The organism is Lysobacter sp. CA199 (assembly GCF_052078715.1).
GTDB lineage: Bacteria > Pseudomonadota > Gammaproteobacteria > Xanthomonadales > Xanthomonadaceae > Lysobacter.
Genome location: NZ_JBQJIL010000010.1, coordinates 136,299 through 155,375 on the forward strand (window position 1 = coordinate 136,299; position 19,077 = coordinate 155,375).

Annotated in this window: 17 protein-coding genes and 1 pseudogene; 10 read left to right on the forward strand and 8 right to left on the reverse strand. The window is 66.6% G+C overall.

Translation table 11 applies throughout. The features are described from left to right. Together ACTOWJ_RS19155 and ACTOWJ_RS19160 are read right to left on the reverse strand one after the other, a co-directional pair. Entirely contained in the window at positions 1-1,227 is a 1,227-nt protein-coding gene (locus tag ACTOWJ_RS19155; RefSeq protein ID WP_441336217.1) for a phosphatidylinositol-specific phospholipase C1-like protein, read from the reverse strand. Positions 1,228-1,261: 34 nt separating this feature from the next. After that, a complete protein-coding gene (locus ACTOWJ_RS19160) occupies positions 1,262-3,838 on the reverse strand; it encodes a TonB-dependent receptor (protein ID WP_441336218.1) in 2,577 nt (858 codons plus the stop codon). A 404-nt stretch (positions 3,839-4,242) separates the two neighbouring features. On the opposite strand from ACTOWJ_RS19160, the gene ACTOWJ_RS19165 reads away from it, so the two are divergent. The 4 genes from ACTOWJ_RS19165 to ACTOWJ_RS19180 all read left to right on the forward strand — a co-directional run bounded on the left by ACTOWJ_RS19165 (position 4,243) and on the right by ACTOWJ_RS19180 (position 8,592). Continuing rightward, positions 4,243-5,052 (forward strand): thiazole synthase, encoded by an 810-nt coding sequence (locus tag ACTOWJ_RS19165; RefSeq protein ID WP_441336219.1) that lies wholly within the window; start codon positions 4,243-4,245, stop codon positions 5,050-5,052. A gap of 1 nt (position 5,053) precedes the next feature. Then, positions 5,054-5,794 carry a tRNA (guanosine(46)-N7)-methyltransferase TrmB gene (gene trmB, locus ACTOWJ_RS19170; protein ID WP_441336220.1) on the forward strand — a complete coding sequence of 247 codons (741 nt, stop codon included), beginning with the start codon at positions 5,054-5,056 and terminating at the stop codon, positions 5,792-5,794. Between the two features lie 129 nt (positions 5,795-5,923). Continuing rightward, positions 5,924-7,771, forward strand: a complete 1,848-nt coding sequence (locus ACTOWJ_RS19175) for an SLC13 family permease (RefSeq protein WP_441336221.1) — start codon at positions 5,924-5,926, stop codon at positions 7,769-7,771. A gap of 182 nt (positions 7,772-7,953) precedes the next feature. Continuing rightward, complete coding sequence (locus ACTOWJ_RS19180; RefSeq protein WP_441336222.1) at positions 7,954-8,592, forward strand: hypothetical protein; 639 nt, start codon at positions 7,954-7,956, stop codon at positions 8,590-8,592. Between the two features lie 231 nt (positions 8,593-8,823). On the opposite strand, the gene ACTOWJ_RS19185 is transcribed toward ACTOWJ_RS19180, so the two are convergent. After that, positions 8,824-9,222 (reverse strand): Rieske (2Fe-2S) protein, encoded by a 399-nt coding sequence (locus ACTOWJ_RS19185; RefSeq protein WP_441336223.1) that lies wholly within the window; start codon positions 9,220-9,222, stop codon positions 8,824-8,826. Between the two features lie 38 nt (positions 9,223-9,260). Between ACTOWJ_RS19185 and ACTOWJ_RS19190 the strand changes: the two genes are divergently transcribed. The 5 genes from ACTOWJ_RS19190 to ACTOWJ_RS19210 all read left to right on the forward strand — a co-directional run bounded on the left by ACTOWJ_RS19190 (position 9,261) and on the right by ACTOWJ_RS19210 (position 12,925). After that, on the forward strand, positions 9,261-9,599 hold the full coding sequence (locus ACTOWJ_RS19190; RefSeq protein WP_441336224.1) for a hypothetical protein: 339 nt from the start codon (positions 9,261-9,263) through the stop codon (positions 9,597-9,599). Between the two features lie 4 nt (positions 9,600-9,603). After that, positions 9,604-10,332, forward strand: a complete 729-nt coding sequence (locus tag ACTOWJ_RS19195) for a fumarylacetoacetate hydrolase family protein (RefSeq protein WP_441336225.1) — start codon at positions 9,604-9,606, stop codon at positions 10,330-10,332. 75 nt (positions 10,333-10,407) lie between these two features. Further along, complete coding sequence (gene mscL / locus ACTOWJ_RS19200; RefSeq protein WP_441336226.1) at positions 10,408-10,815, forward strand: large-conductance mechanosensitive channel protein MscL; 408 nt, start codon at positions 10,408-10,410, stop codon at positions 10,813-10,815. Between the two features lie 381 nt (positions 10,816-11,196). Continuing rightward, the gene (locus tag ACTOWJ_RS19205; RefSeq protein WP_441336227.1) at positions 11,197-12,630 is read left to right on the forward strand and encodes a M28 family peptidase; all 1,434 of its coding nucleotides are present in this window, start codon (positions 11,197-11,199) and stop codon (positions 12,628-12,630) included. A gap of 130 nt (positions 12,631-12,760) precedes the next feature. Beyond that, positions 12,761-12,925, forward strand: a complete 165-nt coding sequence (locus tag ACTOWJ_RS19210; protein WP_441336334.1) for a DUF6053 domain-containing protein — start codon at positions 12,761-12,763, stop codon at positions 12,923-12,925. A gap of 47 nt (positions 12,926-12,972) precedes the next feature. On the opposite strand, the pseudogene ACTOWJ_RS19215 reads toward ACTOWJ_RS19210, so the two are convergent. The 4 genes and pseudogenes from ACTOWJ_RS19215 to ACTOWJ_RS19230 all read right to left on the reverse strand — a co-directional run. Then, a pseudogene (locus tag ACTOWJ_RS19215) lies at positions 12,973-13,026 on the reverse strand (hypothetical protein); the annotation flags it as partial. Between the two features lie 9 nt (positions 13,027-13,035). Next, complete coding sequence (locus ACTOWJ_RS19220) at positions 13,036-13,254, reverse strand: DUF6053 domain-containing protein (protein WP_441336335.1); 219 nt, start codon at positions 13,252-13,254, stop codon at positions 13,036-13,038. 226 nt (positions 13,255-13,480) lie between these two features. Next, the gene (locus ACTOWJ_RS19225) at positions 13,481-14,371 is read right to left on the reverse strand and encodes a TrmH family RNA methyltransferase (RefSeq protein WP_441336336.1); all 891 of its coding nucleotides are present in this window, start codon (positions 14,369-14,371) and stop codon (positions 13,481-13,483) included. 415 nt (positions 14,372-14,786) lie between these two features. Then, the gene (locus ACTOWJ_RS19230; RefSeq protein ID WP_441336228.1) at positions 14,787-15,347 is read right to left on the reverse strand and encodes a GNAT family N-acetyltransferase; all 561 of its coding nucleotides are present in this window, start codon (positions 15,345-15,347) and stop codon (positions 14,787-14,789) included. Between the two features lie 72 nt (positions 15,348-15,419). On the opposite strand from ACTOWJ_RS19230, the gene ACTOWJ_RS19235 reads away from it, so the two are divergent. Beyond that, a complete protein-coding gene (locus ACTOWJ_RS19235; RefSeq protein WP_441336229.1) occupies positions 15,420-15,815 on the forward strand; it encodes a hypothetical protein in 396 nt (131 codons plus the stop codon). Positions 15,816-15,936: 121 nt separating this feature from the next. Here ACTOWJ_RS19235 and ACTOWJ_RS19240 read toward each other — a convergent pair whose 3' ends face one another. Beyond that, a complete protein-coding gene (locus ACTOWJ_RS19240; RefSeq protein ID WP_441336230.1) occupies positions 15,937-19,062 on the reverse strand; it encodes an efflux RND transporter permease subunit in 3,126 nt (1,041 codons plus the stop codon). Positions 19,063-19,077: the final 15 nt, after the last annotated feature.

Consider the following 19,077-nt stretch of genomic DNA (forward strand, 5'->3'; position numbering starts at 1 on the left):
TCAATCGTGTTTCTCCGGCGCCTCAACAGCCCGCTGATCGCACCGCTCCGGCGCGCGCAACGGGTTGCAGCGCACCACTTCGCTGCGCGGAAACGTCACCCGATAGCGGCTCAGGCGCAGGTCGGGCTTGAGGTAATCGGTGGAGATGTACTGAGCGCCGCTGGCGAAGGCCGCTTCGCGCCTGCGCGAGTCGTTGTGCCGGGCTTCGACGGTGTCGGCATCGGCGCGGGTGCGCACCAGCAGCCCGGCCGCGACCGCGCGGGCGATGCGTTCATCCTGCGCGAGCGGGTCGTTGAGCGTCAGATACGCCGCATCCGGCGCGTTCTCATCGCCGTTGACGAACATCGCCCGGCCTTCCAGCGACTTCCGCTTGCCGCGGTACAACGCGACTTTGCGCGGGTCTTCGTCCAGGGCGAACAGCAGCTTGCCGCGAGACTGACCGATGCTGGGCCAACCGCCGGCCAGCACCGCATCGCGCAAGGTCTTGGCGCCGCCGCGCACGCGATCGGGCGTGATCAATTCCTCGTCGCCGAACACCGAGCGCACTTCGGCGTCGAGCGCGTCGAAGGCCGCCGCATCGAACGCCAACGGCGCGGTCGCGCCGGGGCCGCCCGGGCCATCCTTGGCATTGATCAGGATCAGAATCGGCGCGTGCTCGCGATGATTCCGCGACCAGCCGCGGATCTGCCGCAGGCATTGCACGAAGACCATGCACTGGCTGCGGAAATCGATATCGGCCAAGTGCATGACCTTGAATCCCGGCTGCGCCATCTGCGCGGCGATCGCCGGTGACCACGGGCCCGCATCGCCATAGCCCTGGCGCAAGGCGCCCGGCGGATGCGCATAACGACCGCCCTTGGGGTCGTAGTACACGTCCAGTTCCAGCACCCGCGCGCCGAACTCCAGTTGCTGCTGCAAAGGCTCGTGCGCGTAGTCGAGCGAATCCGCGCCGGCCGGGTCGCGGGCGCGGTGCGCGGCCAGTTCCTCGGCCGGAATCGCCAGTTTGTAGCTGTTGTGGGTACCGATGGCCTGCACATCGTTGAGGTGCAGGTTGCGATCGATCCAGGCCGCGGCGCAGTCCGGTCCAGCCTGCGCCGCGGCGGCGTCGTCGAGCTTGCATGCGCTGTCGGCCGGCCGCGGCGGCGCGGGCGCGTCGTGCGCGCCCGCCGCACCGGCGAAGGCCGCCGACAACAATCCCAGCACCCACCACACATTGCGCATAGTCATCGCCCTGCTCCGCGTCGAATCCACCACGATACGCTCAGAACCGATACATCAGCGCGGCGCGGAACGCCCGGCCCAGCAACGGACGGGCGATGAAGGTGTTGTTGCCCGCATCGGCATTCTGCAACTCGCCGGCGCGCGGATTGCCTTCGGTCAGGCCGCGCGAGTTGGTCAGGTTGTCGGCATACAGGAACAGGCTCAGGCCCGGGGTGAACTCGTAGCGCGCGCTGGCATTGAGTACGTCGTAGGACGGCAGCCGCACCGAATTGGCGGTGTCGACGAAACGTTCGCCCTGGTACTCGTAGGCCAGTTGCAGACGCAGACGGTCGTCGAGCAGATTCAGCCCCGGCACGATGCGGAAGCTGTTCTTGGGCACCCGGATCAGCTGATTGCCGACGAAATCGCGCAACACCGGCGCCCCGTTGACGTTCTCGAGGTAGCGCAACCCCTTGTATTGCGGGTCCTGCACCGTCGCGGTCAGCTGCACGTCGAACCAGCGCACCGGGAACCACGAGGCCTCCAGTTCCAGGCCGGTGGTCTTGGTGTCGGCGTAACCTTGCTGCACGGTCGAGGTGTTGCCGTTGAGGTTGAACACCGCATTGCTGAAGCCGACATTTTCGTACTTGGTGTAGAACACGGTCGCGAACACATCGAAGGTTTCGTTGCTGAACTTGTAACCCACCTCGCCGAGCTGCATGGTCTGGATCACCGGTTGCGCGGCGGTATCCTTGCTCACGCAGTCCTGGGCCACGGCCTGGGTGCAGTTGGAATAACGAGTGATGAAGCTCGACAGGTTCGGCAGTCGGAACGTCGGAGTCCAGCGCGCGAACAGTCCCGAGTGTTTGTCGAATTGCCAGTTGGCGCCGACGGTCCAGCCGAGCTTGTCGTAATCGCGGTCGTAGCTGACGAACCGGCCCGAGCCGGTCAGGATCTGGGAATTGGCCGGATTGCCGCCCAGATTCACCTGCTTGCGGATCTCGGTCCAGCCCTTGGCGTTGACCTTCTCCCAGCGCACGCCAGCGTCGATGCGCAAGCGCTCGTTGACCTGCCATTCGTCCGACAGATACACGGCCTGGGTGGTGGAACGGCCGCTGGCGTTTTCCCACTCGTAGCCAAAACGATAGACGCCATTGTCCGTCAGCGTCGCCAATGGGAGTCCAGCGGCATTGACCGCAACCAAGTCCAGCAACCGCGCGTTGTCGCGAACGTCCAGCAATACATTGGACGAGTAACGATCGAAGTCCTGATCGAAGCGCGCGTAGTAATAGCCCAGGGTGACGTCGTGGCTTTGCCCGCCGAAATCGAAACGCCGCATCAGCCGGGTGTCGCTGATGAGTTCATCGACCGGCATGGTCACGCCGCGCAGACCGCCGACCGTCATCAGGCCGTTGCCGTTCTGATTGGCGTTGTCGAATACCTGCCCCGGCGAATTGACGTACTGCAGCTGCGCGCGGGTCGCGCCGGGAACGGCGGCGAGCAATTTCTGCACGTCGGCCGAGGCCAGGAACTTGTTCGCGCTTTGCAACACCAGCGGGAACATGCCGTTGCGCTGGGTTTCGGTACGGTCGTAGCGCAGCGATTGGGCCAGCTTGAAGCCGGCGCCCAGGTCGTAATCGAACTTGGCCGTGTACTGGTTGCGCTTGACCTCGGTGCCGCGCGCGTTGTCGAAGTCGTAGTAGCTGCCGTCGCCCATGCGCATCCGCGAGTAACGCGTTTCCGGGCCGGCCAGGGTGCCGTAATTATCGTCGAAGCCGGGCACGCCGCGGATCTCGCCGTCGGGGTAGCTGCGCATCGGGATGCCCAGGTACAACGCGACGTTGTCGTCGAGGTGCTTGAAGTCGAAGGAGAAATTGCCGCGTTCGAAGGCCTTGCTCAGATTGATCCGATACTGGCCGCCGTCGTTGGCCTGAAAACCGGGATCGCGGATGCCGTCGTCGAAGCGGTAGAAGCCGCCCAGGCCGAGCTTCCAACCGGCGCCGATCGGGGTGCCGAAGAAGAAGTCGTAACGGTTCAGGCCGTAATCGCCGGCGGTGTACTTGATCACGCCCTCGGCGCTGTCGCCGACCACGCGCGGGATGAAGTTGATCGCGCCGGCCGGCGCGTTGGAATAGAACACCGACGACGGGCCGCCGCGCACCACTTCGATGCGTTCGATGGTTTCGTCCAGGCGGAAGGCCTGGTCGCCGTTGAGGAAGCCCAGGGCCGGATCGTGCTGCACCGGGATGCCGTCTTCGAGCAGGGTCACCGAACCGAACCCGTCGACCGGAATGCCGCGCGCGCGGATGTTGCCGCTGGCTTCGCCGCCGGTGGCCTCGACCCAGAAACCCGGCACCGACTTCATCGCCTCGGTGACCGAGGTCGGCGCCTGCATGCGCAGCCGGTCTTCGTCGATGGCGGTGATCGAGTAGCTGGTCTCGGCCTTGCTGCGCTGGCGGGTGCCGGAGCGGCCGGTGACGATCACGGTATCCAGGTTGGTGGCTTTCGCGGCGGCGGCTTCGCCGGTCTGGGCGGCGGCGGGCGTGGCGTCCTGGGCGTGGGCCTGGGCGGCGGCGAGCAGGCTGGCGGCCAGGGCGATACGGATCGCCCGGCTGAGCTGGCGGGAACAAAGGGTCATGGCGGTGTCGTTCGGAAGGAAGGGATCGCTGCCGTCGGTTCCGTCCGAAGCCGTGCATGGCGCCCGGCAGCCGCAACGAATGCTGAACGTTATCGCTTAAAGATTCGTGACAACCGACCACAAATCGCCCGCCAAGCCCCTGTGGGAGCGGCGCGAGCCGCGAAGGCCCGGAGCGAGGTACGCAAGCGCCCGCTCAGAAACCCGTACACCCGAGCCGGTTCCCGGCATCGGCCCAATGGCCACCCACCGCTGGCCACTACGCTCACGCACACCGCTTCGGGCTGTCGCGGCTCGCGCCGCTCCTACAGAGGGCCTGCGGCGTCAGAGCACGAAACGCCAGCCCCGGCATGAAGCCGAACACCCGCGCCGCCCCACGCGTCGGCCCCATCGTCCATAATTGCGCGATGACTGATACCGCCCTCTCCGACCCGCTGGTCATCGCCGGCAAGACCTATCGTTCCCGCCTGTTGACCGGCACCGGCAAGTTCAAGGACCTGGACGAAACCCGCCGCGCCACCGAGGCCGCGGGGGCGCAAATCGTCACCGTCGCGATCCGCCGCACCCCGCTCTTCACAAACGCGGGCGGGCAAAACCCGGGCGAGCCGAACCTGCTCGACGTGCTGCCGCCGGACCGCTACACCCTGCTGCCCAACACCGCCGGCTGCTACACCGCCGACGATGCGGTGCGCACCTGCCGGCTGGCGCGCGAGCTGCTCGACGGCCACAAGCTGGTCAAGCTGGAGGTGCTCGGCGACCAGCGCACTCTGTTCCCCGACGTGGTCCAGACCCTGGCCGCGGCCGAAATCCTGGTCAAGGACGGCTTCGACGTGATGGTCTACACCTCCGACGACCCGATCCTGGCCAAGCGCCTGGAGGAAATCGGCTGCGTGGCGGTGATGCCGCTGGCCGCGCCGATCGGCTCGGGCCTGGGCGTGCAGAACAAGTACAACCTGCTGGAAATCATCGAAAACGCCAAGGTGCCGATCCTGGTCGACGCCGGCGTGGGCACCGCTTCCGACGCCGCCATCGCCATGGAACTGGGCTGCGACGGCGTGCTGATGAACACCGCCATCGCCGGCGCGCGCGATCCGATCCTGATGGCGCACGCGATGAAGCTGGCGATCGAAGCCGGCCGCGCCGCGTTCAAGGCCGGGCGGATTCCGCGCAAGCGCTACGCCAGTGCGTCTTCGCCCGTGGACGGATTGATCGGCTGAAATGACCGATCCGTTCTCCAGCGACGGCCACAAGGCCCCGCCCAAACCGTTCACGGTCGAAGAAGGCCGTCGGCAAGTGCGCAGCTTCGTGCTGCGCCAGGGCCGCTTCACCCCGGCCCAGCAGCGCGCCTTCGACGAGCTGTGGCCGCGCTTCGGTATCGACTATCAAGGCTCGCCGCGCGACTACGACGCGGTCTTCGGACGCAGCGCCAAACGCGTGCTTGAAATCGGTTTCGGCAACGGCGAGGCCTTGCGTTTCGCCGCCCAGAACGACAAAGACCGCGACCTGATCGGCATCGAAGTGCACGCGCCCGGCGTGGGCCGGCTGCTGAACGCCTTGGCCGAAGACGGCAGCGACCATGTGCGCCTGTACCACCACGACGCGGTGGAGGTGCTCAACAACGAAGTCGCCGACGGCTCGCTCGACGAGGTCCGTATCTACTTCCCCGATCCGTGGCATAAGAAGCGCCATAACAAGCGCCGGCTGGTCCAGCCCGCGTTCGCCGATCTGCTGGTCCGCAAGCTCGCCGAAAATGGCCGGTTGCACTTGGCCACCGATTGGCAGGACTATGCCGAACAGATGTGGGACGTCCTGGACGCAACAGGGGGCATCGTCAACCGCGCGGGCAAGCGCGGCAGCGTGCCGCGTCCGGATTGGCGCCCGCAGACGCATTTCGAGACGCGCGGCCAGAAACTCGGCCACGGCGTCTGGGATTTGCTGTACGACAAGAACCGGGATTAGGGATTCGGGATCAGGGATGCGAGCCACCGGACATCCGCGACACGTTGCTGACGCCGAATCCGGTAGTGATGCCTTACCGCGCTCGCGCTGTTCCCGATCCCCAATTCCCAATCCCCAATCCCGGCCCTGATGGACACCGCCCTCGCGCTCACCACCGACATGAAGCTCGTTCTCGGGCTGGTGGTCTTCACGATGGCGATGTTCCTGTTCGAGCGCATCCGCGCCGACGTGGTCGCCCTGGTGGTGCTGGTGCTGCTGGGCTTGTCGGGCCTGGTCGAACCGGACGAATTGTTCAACGGCTTCTCCGGCAACGCGGTCATCAGCATCATCGCGACCATGATCCTCGGCGCCGGCCTGGACCGCACCGGCGCGCTCAATCGCCTGGCCGGCTGGTTGCTGCGGCGCGCGCACGGCATCGAGCAGCGATTGCTGCTGCTGACCACCGCGGTGGCGGGCCTCAATTCCTCGTTCATGCAGAACCCCTCGGTGATGGCGCTGTACATGCCGGTCGCCGCGCGTCTGTCCTCGCGCACCGGTTTGTCGCTGCCGCGGTTGCTGCTGCCGATCGCCGCGGCCATCGTGATGGGCGGCGCGCTGACCATGGTCGGCAACTCGCCGCTGATCCTGCTCAACGACTTGCTGCTCAACGCCAACAGCAACCTGCCCTCGGGCGCGGCGACCATCGAGCCGTTGAAGATGTTCGCGCCGCTGCCGATCGGCGTGGCCTTGCTCGCCGCGTCGCTGGCCTACTTCCATTTTTTCGGCGACAAGCTGCTCAAGGACGACACCGAGAAAGGCGCCACGCCGGCGCGCACGCAGAGTTACTTCGCTAAGGCCTACGGCATCGACGGCGACGTTTACGAACTCACCGTGACCGCCGACAGCCCGCTGGTCGGCATGTCGCTGGGCGAGGCCGAAGCGCTGCGCGGCGCGCCGCTGCTGTTGGCGCTCAAGAGCGACAACGATTCGCGCCTGGCGCCGCCGGCCGACACCCGCATCTGGGTCGGCAGCGTGCTCGGCGCGATGGGGCCCAAGCAGCAGGTCGCCGATTTCGCCCAGAACCACTTCTTGCGTCTGTCCTCGCGGCTGCGCAACTTCGCCGATCTGTTCAATCCCAGCCGCGCCGGCATTTCCGAAGCGGTGGTGCCGGCGACCTCCGGCTACATCGGCAAGACCGCCGGCGACCTGCACCTGCGCAAGCAATCCGGCCTGAGCCTGCTGGCGATCAACCGCGACAAGAGCGTGCTGCGCGAGAACGTGCGCAGCGTTCCGATGCGCGCCGGCGACATGCTGGTGTTCCACAGCATCTGGACCGATCTGGCCAGCGCCGCGGCGAGCAAGGACCTGGTCGTGGTCACCGACTATCCCAAGGGCGAGCAACGCCCGCACAAGCTCAAGATCGCACTGGCGATTTTCGCCGTGGCGATGCTGCTGGCGCTGTCTTCGCGCCTGCCGGTGTCGATCGCGCTGATGACCGGCGTGGCCGGCATGCTGATCGCCGGGGTGATCAACATCGACGAAGCCTATTCGGCGATCAACTGGAAAACCGTGTTCCTGATGGCCTGCCTGATTCCGCTGGGCTGGGCGATGGATTCCAGCGGCGCTGCGGCGTGGATCGCCGGGCATACGATCGAGCGATTGCCACGCGGGACGCCGGTGTGGTTGCTGGAAATATTCGTCGGACTTCTGACGACTGCCTTTTCCTTGGTCATCAGCCACGTCGGCGCGACCATCGTGGTGGTGCCGCTCGCGGTCAACCTGGCGCTGGCGGCCGGCGGCAATCCGACCGCGTTCGCACTGATCGTGGCGCTGTCGGCGTCGAACAATTTCATGACCGCGTCCAACCCGGTCATCTCGATGATCACCGGCCCGGCCGGTTACAGCGGCAAGGACCTGTGGAAGATCGGCGGGCCGTTGTCGCTGATCTACACCGTGGTGACGGTGTTGATGGTCAACATCCTGTTCTGGGGAAAGTGAACTCGCAGAAGAAGCAAAGGCGAGGCATCCATCAGAAGCCCGAAAACAGCCCCTGTGGGAGCGGCGCAAGCCGCGACCGCGAAACCGCAGTTACGTCGTATGTGCGATGCCGCGATCGCGGCTCGCGCCGGCTCCTACAGGGGCGATTGAAAACCCGCCGAAACCGGTAAGAGATCGCAAGAATGTCGGATACCTTTCACTCCACGCTCGACGTGTTCCACAAGGCTTTCATAACCAATCGCCTGGGCGATGAAGTCAGCGAACTTTTGACGGGGGAAAAGGTTCCCCGCGCCCCACAGATCAAGGACGGCGCGAGTGGCACATACAGAATGCTGCTCATCGCCACGAGAAACGAGTGGTTGTATCTGCGGCTGAAGGAACTGCTTCATATATCTGGCATACAAGGCCTGCAATTCCTGTCCGGTGAGATTTGCACCCATCAACACAAGAGAGTCACGGAACACAACGGCGAAGTGGTATGGGAAGAGACGGACGCGTTCACCGTGCTTAGCCCTCATTACGACGAAGTGATCTCGTCCATCGATCGACTGCAGCAATGGTGCCTTTCCAACCCGGACCTTGCAGCTCCAATCCTGGGCACCCACCCCGAGGACCTGGGAAAATCAATCGAATCGGCGTTTTTCACGCTGAATACAAGCGATGACGGGTTCGATGGAGGAGAGGGCGCAGACTTCATGTTCTGCGTGCTGAGGACCATCGGGGATTTGATGCGCCATGCCAAATCCCAGCAATGCTTCGCGGTGTATCGGTCCACTGTGTACGACTTTGCCATGGTCAAGCCACAGTGCCTCGCCGGATAGCCGCACGCGGCATGACGCTTGGATGAAGTACGGGAGGAAGGCGACGACTTGCCGACTTGCCGATACGAACACGAAAGAAATCGAACATTCCGCGTTCGCTTCCGAGTCTTTCCTGCGCCGTCGCCGAAGCGCTGCAACTTCCTGCCAGTATCGCCTTGCCATCGCATCCACGGCGATCTCAATAACGACTGTGTGCGAATCGGAGTTGAACTTGCCGCCCCCATGTGTCGCTCAGGCCAGCCAGACCGACCCGTCGCGCACGCTCACCGGCACCGCGCGCAAGGCTTCGCCGCGACACGGCCCGGCCACGCATTCGCCGCCGACCAGCTCGAAGCTGGCGCCGTGCGCCGCACACACCAGCAGCCCGTCCTTGCTCTTGAGAAATTGGCCCGGGGCCCAATCTAATCGGCGTCCGGCGTGCGGGCAGATGTTGAGCCAGGCGCGTACCGCGTCGCCGTCGCGGTAAAGCAACAGCGACTCGGCGTCGCCGTCGATGGTCGCTTCGACCTCGGCGAAGGCGCCGTCGACCAAGCCTTTGAGTTCGATCAAAGGTTGACCGGCCACGTCGCCGCCACCCGGGTGATTTAACGAAGTTCTCACACCCTCGTCCATGCCTGGAACGATACTCATGTGTCCGGCTCAGGCCACATTGTCTCACGACACCTGAAATGTTTGCTCAGACCTTTCGATTCACCGATCACCGTTCGCAATGGAATGCATTCCAGTCGCGCGTGCGCAACGCTTTCGAGCCGCGCAAGCCGCGTCACCGCCTCCTGCGTTTCGTGCTCGGCGTGGTCGGGCTGGGCCTGCTCGCGCTGCTGGTGTTCTTCAGCGTGTTCGTCGGCGCGGCGATGATCGTCGTCGGCCTGGCGTACAAGCTGTGGCAGCGCCGCGGCAAGCCGATGACGCGCGCAGCGCGCGCCAAGCATCGGCCCGAAGTGGTCGAGGGCGAGTTCCGCGTCGTCGAGCCGTCGACGATCGAACACCGTTCGACCTCGGCGCGCTGAACGCATGGGCGACGTGATCGAGGCCGCGCAGGCCACCCGCATTCCGGTTCGCGGCCGAAATCTCGCCGCGGAAGCCACCTTCCCCGTCCGCCGCGTCTACTGCGTCGGCCGCAACTTCGCCGAACACGCGCGCGAAATGGGCGCGGCGTTGCCGACCTCCAACGCCGACCGCGGCCGGCCGGTGTTCTTCCTCAAGCCCGCCGACGCGCTGGCGCTGGGCGAAGCGGTCCCCTACCCACCGGGCACGACCGACCTGCACCATGAGGTCGAACTCGTAGTAGCCATCGGCCGCGACGCGCCCGCCGGCGAGCTGCCGGTCGAAGCCGCCTCCGCGCTGATCTACGGCTACGCGGTCGGCCTGGACCTGACCCGCCGCGACCTGCAGGCGCAGGCCAAGGCCAAGGGCCTGCCCTGGGATACCGGTAAGTCCTTCGATTTCGCCGCGCCGATCAGCGCGATCGTGCCGGTCGCCGAGGTCGGCGAATTGGGTTCGCGCGCGCTGAGCCTGGAGGTCAACGGCGAGGTTCGCCAGAAGGGCTCGCTCGACGACCTGGTCTGGAACGTGCCGGAAATCCTGCACGAACTCTCGCGTCTGTACGCCTTGCGCGCCGGCGATCTGGTCTATATGGGCACGCCTTCGGGCGTGGGCCCGCTGCAGCCGGGCGACCGCTACCGCGCGGTGCTCGAAGGCGTGGCCGAACTGCACGGACACATCACCTCGGCGTCGGTATAGTCCGGCTCCGGCGCGCTGCCAAGCGCGTCCAAGGCCCGGTCCGTACCGGTCGTCGACAACCAGGGAGAGCATGCGATGGGCATGATCAGCGAGTTCAAAGAGTTCATTGCGCGCGGCAACGTGGTCGATCTGGCCGTCGGTGTCGTGATCGGCGCCGCGTTCGGCAAGATCGTCACCGCTCTGGTCGACGGCATCGTCATGCCGGTGATCGGCTACTTTTCCGGCGGGGTCAGCGTCAGCGACTGGAAGTACGTGCTCAAGCCTTCGCAGCTCGACGCGGCGGGCAAGGAAGTGGCCGCCGAGGTCGCGGTCAAGTACGGCATGTTCCTGCAGACCGCGATCGATTTCGTGCTGATCGCCTTCGTGATCTTCATCGTCCTCAAGGGCTACAACAAGCTGCGCAAGCCCGCCGATGCCGCGCCCGCCGCGACGCCGGAAGACGTGCTGCTGCTGCGCGAGATTCGCGATTCGCTGAAGAAGTAAGCGCGCTTGCTTGAGCCCTGGAACGGCCGCCTCGCGCGGCCGTTCCTTTTTGAAGCCGCCAGTTGAAGCGATCGTTGCAGCGTCTTCCTTGTAGGAGCGGCGCAAGCCGCGACCGCGGCATCCGGCTTATGTCGTATACGCGATGTCGCGGTCGCGGCTTGCGCCGCTCCTACAGGGAGCACCAAACCACCGGAACAGCAAAGTCGCCGCCTCAAGCCCCGCGATAGCCAGCAACAAAAAACACGCAAGGCCGGTATGACTTTTCTCAGGTAGCAGCCCGGTTGCGGGTTGCTAAGCTCGCTGCCTCGCCTTCGCCGCCGACCTCCCGCGCGGCAGGCTCGCTTGAGGAGATGGGGAATGCGCGCACGGTTAGGGGCAGCGATGGCTGCCGTATTGTTCACCGGCTCGAGCTTGGTCGGTTCGATCCTGGCCGGACCGGCCTCGGCCGCCACGCGCGAAACCCGCATCCCCGATGCGGCGATCCAGGCCGCCGCCGAGCTGCGCGAACGCGCGCTGGCCAGCGACCTGGGCTACAAGATCACCGAATCGCTGACCACCGAAGTCGGCCCGCGCCTGGCCGGCAGCGAGGCCGACGCGCGCGCGGTGGCCTGGGCGGAAGCGAAATTCCGCAGCCTGGGCTTCGACAAGGTCTGGCTGGAACCGGTCAGCTTTCCCAAGTGGGAACGCCGCAGCGAACACGCCCAGGTGCTCGGCGCGCACGCGCAGCCGTTGACGCTGACCGCACTCGGCGGCAGCCCGGGCGGCACGGTCGAGGGCGAGGTCGTGCGCTTCGCCGATCTGGCTGCGCTGGAAGCCGCGCCGGCCGGTTCGCTGGCCGGCAAGATCGCCTTCGTCGATTTCGCCATGCCGCGGGCGAAGGACGGCGCCGGTTACGGCCCGGGCGGCCGCGTGCGCAGCCGCGGTCCGTCGGCGGCGATCCGCGCCGGCGCGGTCGCATTCCTGATGCGCTCGGCCGGCACCGACTCGCACCGCATGCCGCACACCGGCATCACCCGCTTCGACGACGGCCTCAAGCCGGTGCCGTCGGCGGCGCTGGCGGCGCCCGATGCCGCGCAGCTCGCGCGCCTGGTCGCCGCCACCGCCAACGGCGGCGCGCCGGTGCGCGTGCGGCTGGCGCTGGATTGCGGCTGGGACGGCCAAGCGAGCTCGCACAACGTGATCGGCGAAATCCGCGGCAAGAGCAAGCCCGATGAAGTGGTCGTCATCGGCGGCCATCTGGATTCCTGGGATCTGGGCACCGGCGCGATCGACGACGGCGCCGGCGTCGGCCTGACCATGGCCGCGGCCAAGCTGATCGGGCAGACCAAACTGCGTCCGGCGCGCACGATCCGGGTGATCGCTTTCGCCAACGAAGAACAGGGGCTGTACGGCGGCAGGGCGTACGCGGCCAAGCACGCGGCCGATGTGCGCAAGCATCAGATCGGCGCCGAGAGCGATTTCGGCGCGGGCCGCATCTACGCCTATTCCAGTTCCGCGCCCGACTACGCCAAGACCGCCGATCAGCAGATCGCGCAGGCATTGGCGCCGCTGGGCATCGAACACACGCCCGGCAAGGGCGGCCCAGGCCCGGACATTTCGCCGTTCGCCGCCGGCGGTCTGGCCTGGGCGCGCCTGGCCCAGGACGGTACCGACTACTTCGATTACCACCACACGCCCGACGACACGCTCGACAAGATCGATCCCAAGGCGCTCGCGCAGAACGTCGCCGCCTACGCGGTGTTCGCCTATCTGGCCGCGTCGGCCGACGGCGATTTCGGCAGCGCGCCCAAGCAGGTCACGCCGCCGGAGGAGTGAGGCCGGCGCGATCCGGCGCGGGATGGCCGGATCGGAGCGTAAGCGTCGAGCCGAACGGATCGGGAGCCACTCCCGATCCGTTTTTCGTTCGTGCGCCGAGCGCGGCGCTCTTGTGGGGGCTTGAGTCGCGATATTTTTCGAACGGATCGCTGCGAGCGGAACGCAAAGCGTCGGGGCTCAAGCCCCTCCCACAAAAAACCTCGCATATCCGGTCCGGCCAGGCAGTCGGCCTCGCTCGCTCATCGCCTCGCGCAAGACACGAGGCCGCGCCGCACCTCGGCCGCCGACTCCTTGATCGATCGGACGGACAAGCCACAGCGCAAGGCCATCGACTTTTGTGGGAGGGGCTTCAGCCCCGACCCTTTTCGGACCGATCGCTGCCAACTGAAGGAACAGCGTCGGGGCTCAAGCCCCTCCCACAAAAGACCTCGCGCATCCGGTCCGGTCAGGCAGTCGGCCAAGCTCGTTCACCACCTCGCGCAAGACACGACGCCGCGCCGCACCTCGGCCGCCGACTGCTTGATCGATCGGACAGGCAAGCCACAGCGCAAGGCCATCGACTTTTGTCGGAGGGGCTTCAGCCCCGACGCTTTTCGGACCGGTCGCTGCCAACTGAAGGAACAGCGTCGGGGCTCAAGCCCCTCCCACAAAAAACCTCGCGCATCCGGCCCGGCCGGGCGTTGCACAAGTCCCCTCGCCAATGAACCGAACCTCGCCCTGTTTTGGCCGCCGATTGCGTTATTCCGTGGACGGACTGGGCAACCTGCCGCGTCGCTGGCCGGAAGCTCCCATGCCCGACGACACGAGCTGTTGCCGGCGATCAAGCGCCTGGTCTGAAACAACCCGCGCCTCAGCGTCGCGCGCGCCAGGCCGCCAGCAACACCGCGGTCGCCGCGGCGACGTTGAGGCTTTCGACCTTGCCGCTACCGGGAATCGACAGGCGCAGATCGCAGGCCGCGGCCAGATCACGGTCCATCCCCGCGCCTTCTGCGCCGAGCACGTAGATCAAGCGCTGCGGCAGGGTCGCGGCGAACACGTCCTCGCCGCCGCCGACGACGGTCGCCGCGAGGGTGAAGCCGGAGCCGCGCAACTGCGCCAGGGCGTTGTCGGTGCGGCCCATGCGCACCATCGGCACGGCCTCGGCGCCGCCCTCGGCCACGCGCGCGGCGGCGCCGGACAAGGCCAGGTTGGAATCCTTGGTCAGCAGCACCGCGCTTACGCCGAAATGCGCCGATGAACGCAGGATCGCGCCGAGGTTGTGCGGATTGCCGACGCCGTCGAGCCAGATCGCCAGTTGCGGGCCCGGCGCCAGATCGCGCAGCCATTCCGACAACGACACAGGTTCTTCGCGCAGCACATCGGCGACCACGCCTTCGTGATGGCCGCTGGCGGCGAGCTTGTCCAGATCCTGCGGCTCGACCACGCGATAGCCGACCCGATTGGCCACGCACCAGGCCAACATCGGCTGCAGTTGCGGAATGCGCGGCGCATCCAGGTACAGCTTGCGAATCGCCTCGGGGCGGCGCGCGAACACCGCGCGGATCGCGTTGATGCCGTACAGGCGCACCTCCGCGTCGCGGCGCGCGCGCTGCGGCGACGGTGCGTCGAAGCCCGCGTCGTCGAAACCTGCCTGACCTACGCCGGCCTGACCTAAGCCGGCCTGATCGAAGCCGCCCGCCAGTTCGTCGTCGCGTTCGCGGTGCGCGCGCACCGGACGTTCGCCGCGCTCGCGTTCACGCAGATCGCGCGCGTCGTCGCCGTGACGATGACGCTGCTCGCGCCGTTCCGATCGCGAATGCGGGTGCGAATGACCGCTGGGATACGGCGAGGGCGGTTCTTCGCGCACACCCTCGCGTGGGCGCGATTCGCCGCCGCGATACGGGCCGCGGCCTTCGCCGGGCACGTTGTGCGGATCGTCGCGACGCTCGCCGGGACCGCGTCCGCCCTGCGGCGGCGGGCCGCCCGGACGCGGCGATGCCCCTTGCCGCGCGGGACGCTCGTCGTCGCGGCGCGGACCGCTGCGCCATGGCCCCTGCCCCGCGCCTTGCCCCGCGCCCTGCCCTGCGCCTCGCCCTGCGCCCTGTCCCGCGCCTTGGCCGGTGCCGGAGGCCGGTCCCTGCCCGCTGTACGGCTTGCGCGGACCGCGCGGCGGATCGTCATGTCGCATCGTTCAGACTCCTTCTCACTCTCGCGAACACCCGCAAATCGTGCACCTGACCGCGCTTGACCACCGCGCAGCGCTGCACGCCTTCTTCGATGAAACCATTCTTCGACAACACCCGCGCCGAGGCCGGGTTATGGTCGTAGACCGTCGCGAACAATCGATACAACGACATCTCGCGCATCGCCCAGGGCACGAACGCGGCGACCACCTGGGTCATCAGGCCGCTGCCCCAGCGCGAACGCCCGAGCCAGTAACCCAGCTCGGCCGAATGCACGCGCTCATCCCGACCCGGCTGCGCGCTGATGCCGCCGCAGGCGCGGCCGTCGATCTCGATGGCGAACAACGCGGCGGCCGGATCGATCACCTGCCCCGACAGGAAGGCTTCGCCGTCGGCGCGCGTGTACGGAGAGGGAAAGCGATCGCTGAGTCCGCGCGAAACTTGCTCGTCGTCGGCGTGCGCGAGCAGGCTGTCGAGGTCGCTCGGACGCCACGGGCGCAGCACGAAACCATCGCCCCGCGGCGGCGGGCTGGCGGCTGACAGGGGAAGATCCATAGGATTAGCCTAATTACGCGGCCGCCGGCCTGCAAATGTCGGGGCCGGGACGCTGCCGGCGCAAGGGAGCACATGAAGACCTATCGGATCGAAGAAGTCCATTGCGGCGAGGAGGAGGACGAGTACCTGTGGGTCACCCTGGGTTTCGTCTCGGAAGAAAACGACCTCGACGTGCTGCATATCGTCTGCGCTTGCCAGGTCGGACCGCAGGACCGCGCCGGCGCCATGGACCGCATCTACCTGGAGCGCGACGACCAGAGCCGGGGCGGCTACGGCGGCGCCGAGCGCATCGTGGCCGGCGAGAACTCCGTCGAAGTCCTGTTCAACGCCGCCGGGCTCGATCAATTGGAATTCGGCGGCTCACTGAGCCTGCAGTGGCCGCCGGACCTTGCCGGCAAAGCCGAGGCGTTACGGATTCTGGCGCGGATGCGCGAGTACGAATGCGGCGGGGTCGTCGAATCGGCCTGACCTGCCCGGACGGCGTCGGGGCTGAAGCCCCTCCCACAAAAGACCTCGTAGGCCACACCACGCTGGCTTTCTCCCTCTCCCGCTTGCGGGAGAGGGCCGGGGTGAGGGCCCGCGCCATCGATCAGGCGTGACCGCCCGCCTGCGGAGTTTCCTTCTCCAGCTTGTCCAGTTCGTGCGCGACCGCTTCGGGCGATTTGGTGAAGCGCGCCAGCAGCACGTAGAACGCCGGCACGATGAACAGCGAGAGCAAGGTCGAGAACGAAACGCCGAAGATCACCACGATGCCGATGGTCGCGCGGCTGGCCGAACCCGGGCCGCCGGCCAGCACCAACGGCACCGCGCCGACCACGGTGGCGATCGAGGTCATCAGGATCGGCCGCAAGCGCACCGCCGAGGATTCGACGATCGCCTGATGGATGCTGCGCCCTTCATCGCGCAACTGATTGGCGAACTCGACGATCAGAATCCCGTTCTTCGCCGCCAGTCCCACCAACATGACGATGCCGATCTGACTGAACAAATTCAGCGTGCCGCCGGTCATCCACAGGCCGATCAACGCGCCGAGCACGCCCAAGGGCACGGTCAACATGATCACGAACGGGTGGATGAAGCTCTCGAACTGCGCAGCCAGCACCAGATACACCACCAGCAAGGCCAGGGTGAAGGTCATCAACACCGCGCCGCCGGCCTTCTGGTACTCGCGCGACTCGCCCTTCCAGTCGATCTGCGCCTGATCGGGCAGTTCTTCGGCCACCGCCTGATTCAACCAGGTGATCGCCTCGCCCATGGTGTAACCGGGCGCGAGGCCGGCGCTGATGGTGATCGCGCGCAGACGGTTGAAGCGGTTCAGGCTGCCGGCCTCGGCCAGCTCGTTGAGCGTGACCAGATTCGACAGCGGCACCAGGCCGCCGTCGCGCGCGCGCACCTGGATCGCCGACAGATCGGCCGGCGATGCGCGCAGATCGCGATCGGCCTGCACGATCACGTCGTACTCCTCGCCGTTCTGCACGAAGGTGGTGACCCGGCGCGAACCCATCATGGTTTCCAGCGCATGGCCGATGTCGGTGACGCTCACGCCCAGATCGGCGGCGCGCTGGCGGTCGATCTCCACCCGCATCTGCGGCCGGGTTTCCTTGTAATCCGAATCGGCCGAGAACAGGCCCTTGTTCTGCTCGATGCGCGCCAACAGGCGGTCGCGCCACTGCGCCAGTTCGGCGTATTCCGGGCCGCCCAGCACGATCTGGATCGGCTGACCGCGGGTACGCACCAGACCGCCGCCGACCTGCGGCAAGGCGCGCACGCCGGTCAGCCCGCCCAGTTCGGCGCGCAACCCTTCGGCGACTTGCGCGGTGCTCTGCTCGCGCTTGTCCCAGTCCTGCAGGAACACCGCGATGCGGCCGGTATGCATTTCCTCGCTGACGCCGAAACCGCCTGGCACGCGCGGGTTGTAGCGCTGGATGGTCTCGTTGGGGCCGGTATGCGAGGCGACGATCTTCTCGACCTGCTGCACTTGCTTGACCGTGTAGTCGTAACCGGCGCCTTCCGGGCCGAGGATCGAGATCTGGAACGAGCCGCGGTCTTCCTGCGGCGCCAGTTCGGAGGGCACGAACTTGAACAGCACGAAGCTCATCGCCAGCGCGATCAGCATCAAGATGCCGAACAGCCACGGCCGTTCGACGGTGTGATCGAGCAGTCCCTTGTAACGCCGGCTGACCCCGTCCAGACGCGCATTGACCCAGCGATTGACGAAGTTGGATTTCTCCTCGCTGTGCGGACGCACGAACTTGGACGACATCATCGGCGTCAGCGTGAGCGCGACGAACGCCGACAGCGCCACCGCGCCGGCCAAGGCCACCGACAACTCGCGGAACAAACGCCCGGTATTGCCTTCCATGAAACCGACCGGCAGGAACACCGCCACCAGCACCGCGGTCGTGGCGATCACCGCGAAGGCGACCTGCTTGGTGCCGCGCGCGGCCGCAACCAGCTTGGGTTCGCCCAGATCGGCGCGGCGCTGGATGTTCTCCAGCACCACGATCGCATCGTCCACCACCAGGCCGATGCACAGCACCAGCGCCAGCAAGGTCAACAGATTGATCGAGAAGCCGAACGCGTACAGCGGAATGAACGCGGCGATCAGGCACACCGGCACGGTCACCGCCGGAATCAGCGCGGCGCGGAAGCTGCCCAGGAACAGCCAGATCACGATCAGCACCAGCACCATCGCTTCGAACAAGGTGTGGTAGACGCGCTCCACCGCCGATTCGATGAACACGGTGGTGTCGAAGGCGACGAAGATGTCCGTGCCTTGCGGCAGGCCGGGGCGGATCTTGTCGGCTTCCGCCCGCACCGCGCGGGCCACGTCCAGGCTGTTGGCGGTGGAGGTCTTGACGATGCCCAGGCCGATGTTGGGCTCGCCGTTGCTGCGGTAGTACGCGCGGCGTTCGGCCGATTGCAGCTCGATCTTGGCCACGTCGCCCAGGCGCACCACGTAGCCGTCGGCGCCCTTTTTCAGCGGAATCTGGGCGAAGTCCGCCGGCTTCTGGTAACTGCGCGCCACGCGCAGGGTGAAATCGCGCGAGGCGGACTCGATACGGCCGGCCGGCAGTTCGACGTTTTCCGCGCGCAGCGCGGCCTCGATCTCGTTGACGGTGATGTCGCGCGCGGCCAGTTCGTCCTGGTTCAACCAGATCCGCATCGCGTAACGCTGCTGGCCGCCGATGCGCACCTGGGCTACGCCGTCGACCGAGGACAAACGGTCGACCACGTAACGCTCGGCGTAGTCGGACAACTGCAGCGTGTCCATCTGCTTGGAGCTCATGTTGAGCCACAAGATGGGGTCGGCGTCGCTTTCGACTTTTTCGATCTGCGGCGGATCGGCCTCTTCCGGCATGCGGTTGGACACGCGGCTGACCGCGTCGCGCACGTCGTTGGCGGCGGCTTCGATCTCGCGCTGCAGGGTGAACTCGATGCTGATCGACGCGCGGCCGTTGACGCTGCGCGATTCGATGGTCTCGATGCCCTCGATGCCGGCCAGCGCATCTTCCAGCACCTGGGTGATGCGGGTTTCCACCACCGAGGCCGAGGCGCCGGGATAGGTCACATCGACCGAGACGATCGGCGGATCGATCGCCGGCAGTTCGCGCAGGGTCAGGCGCGAGAACGCCATCACGCCCAAGGTGATCAGCAGCAGGCTCATCACGGTGGCGAACACCGGACGGCGGATCGACAGATCGGAAATATTCATCGACCGCCACCTTGT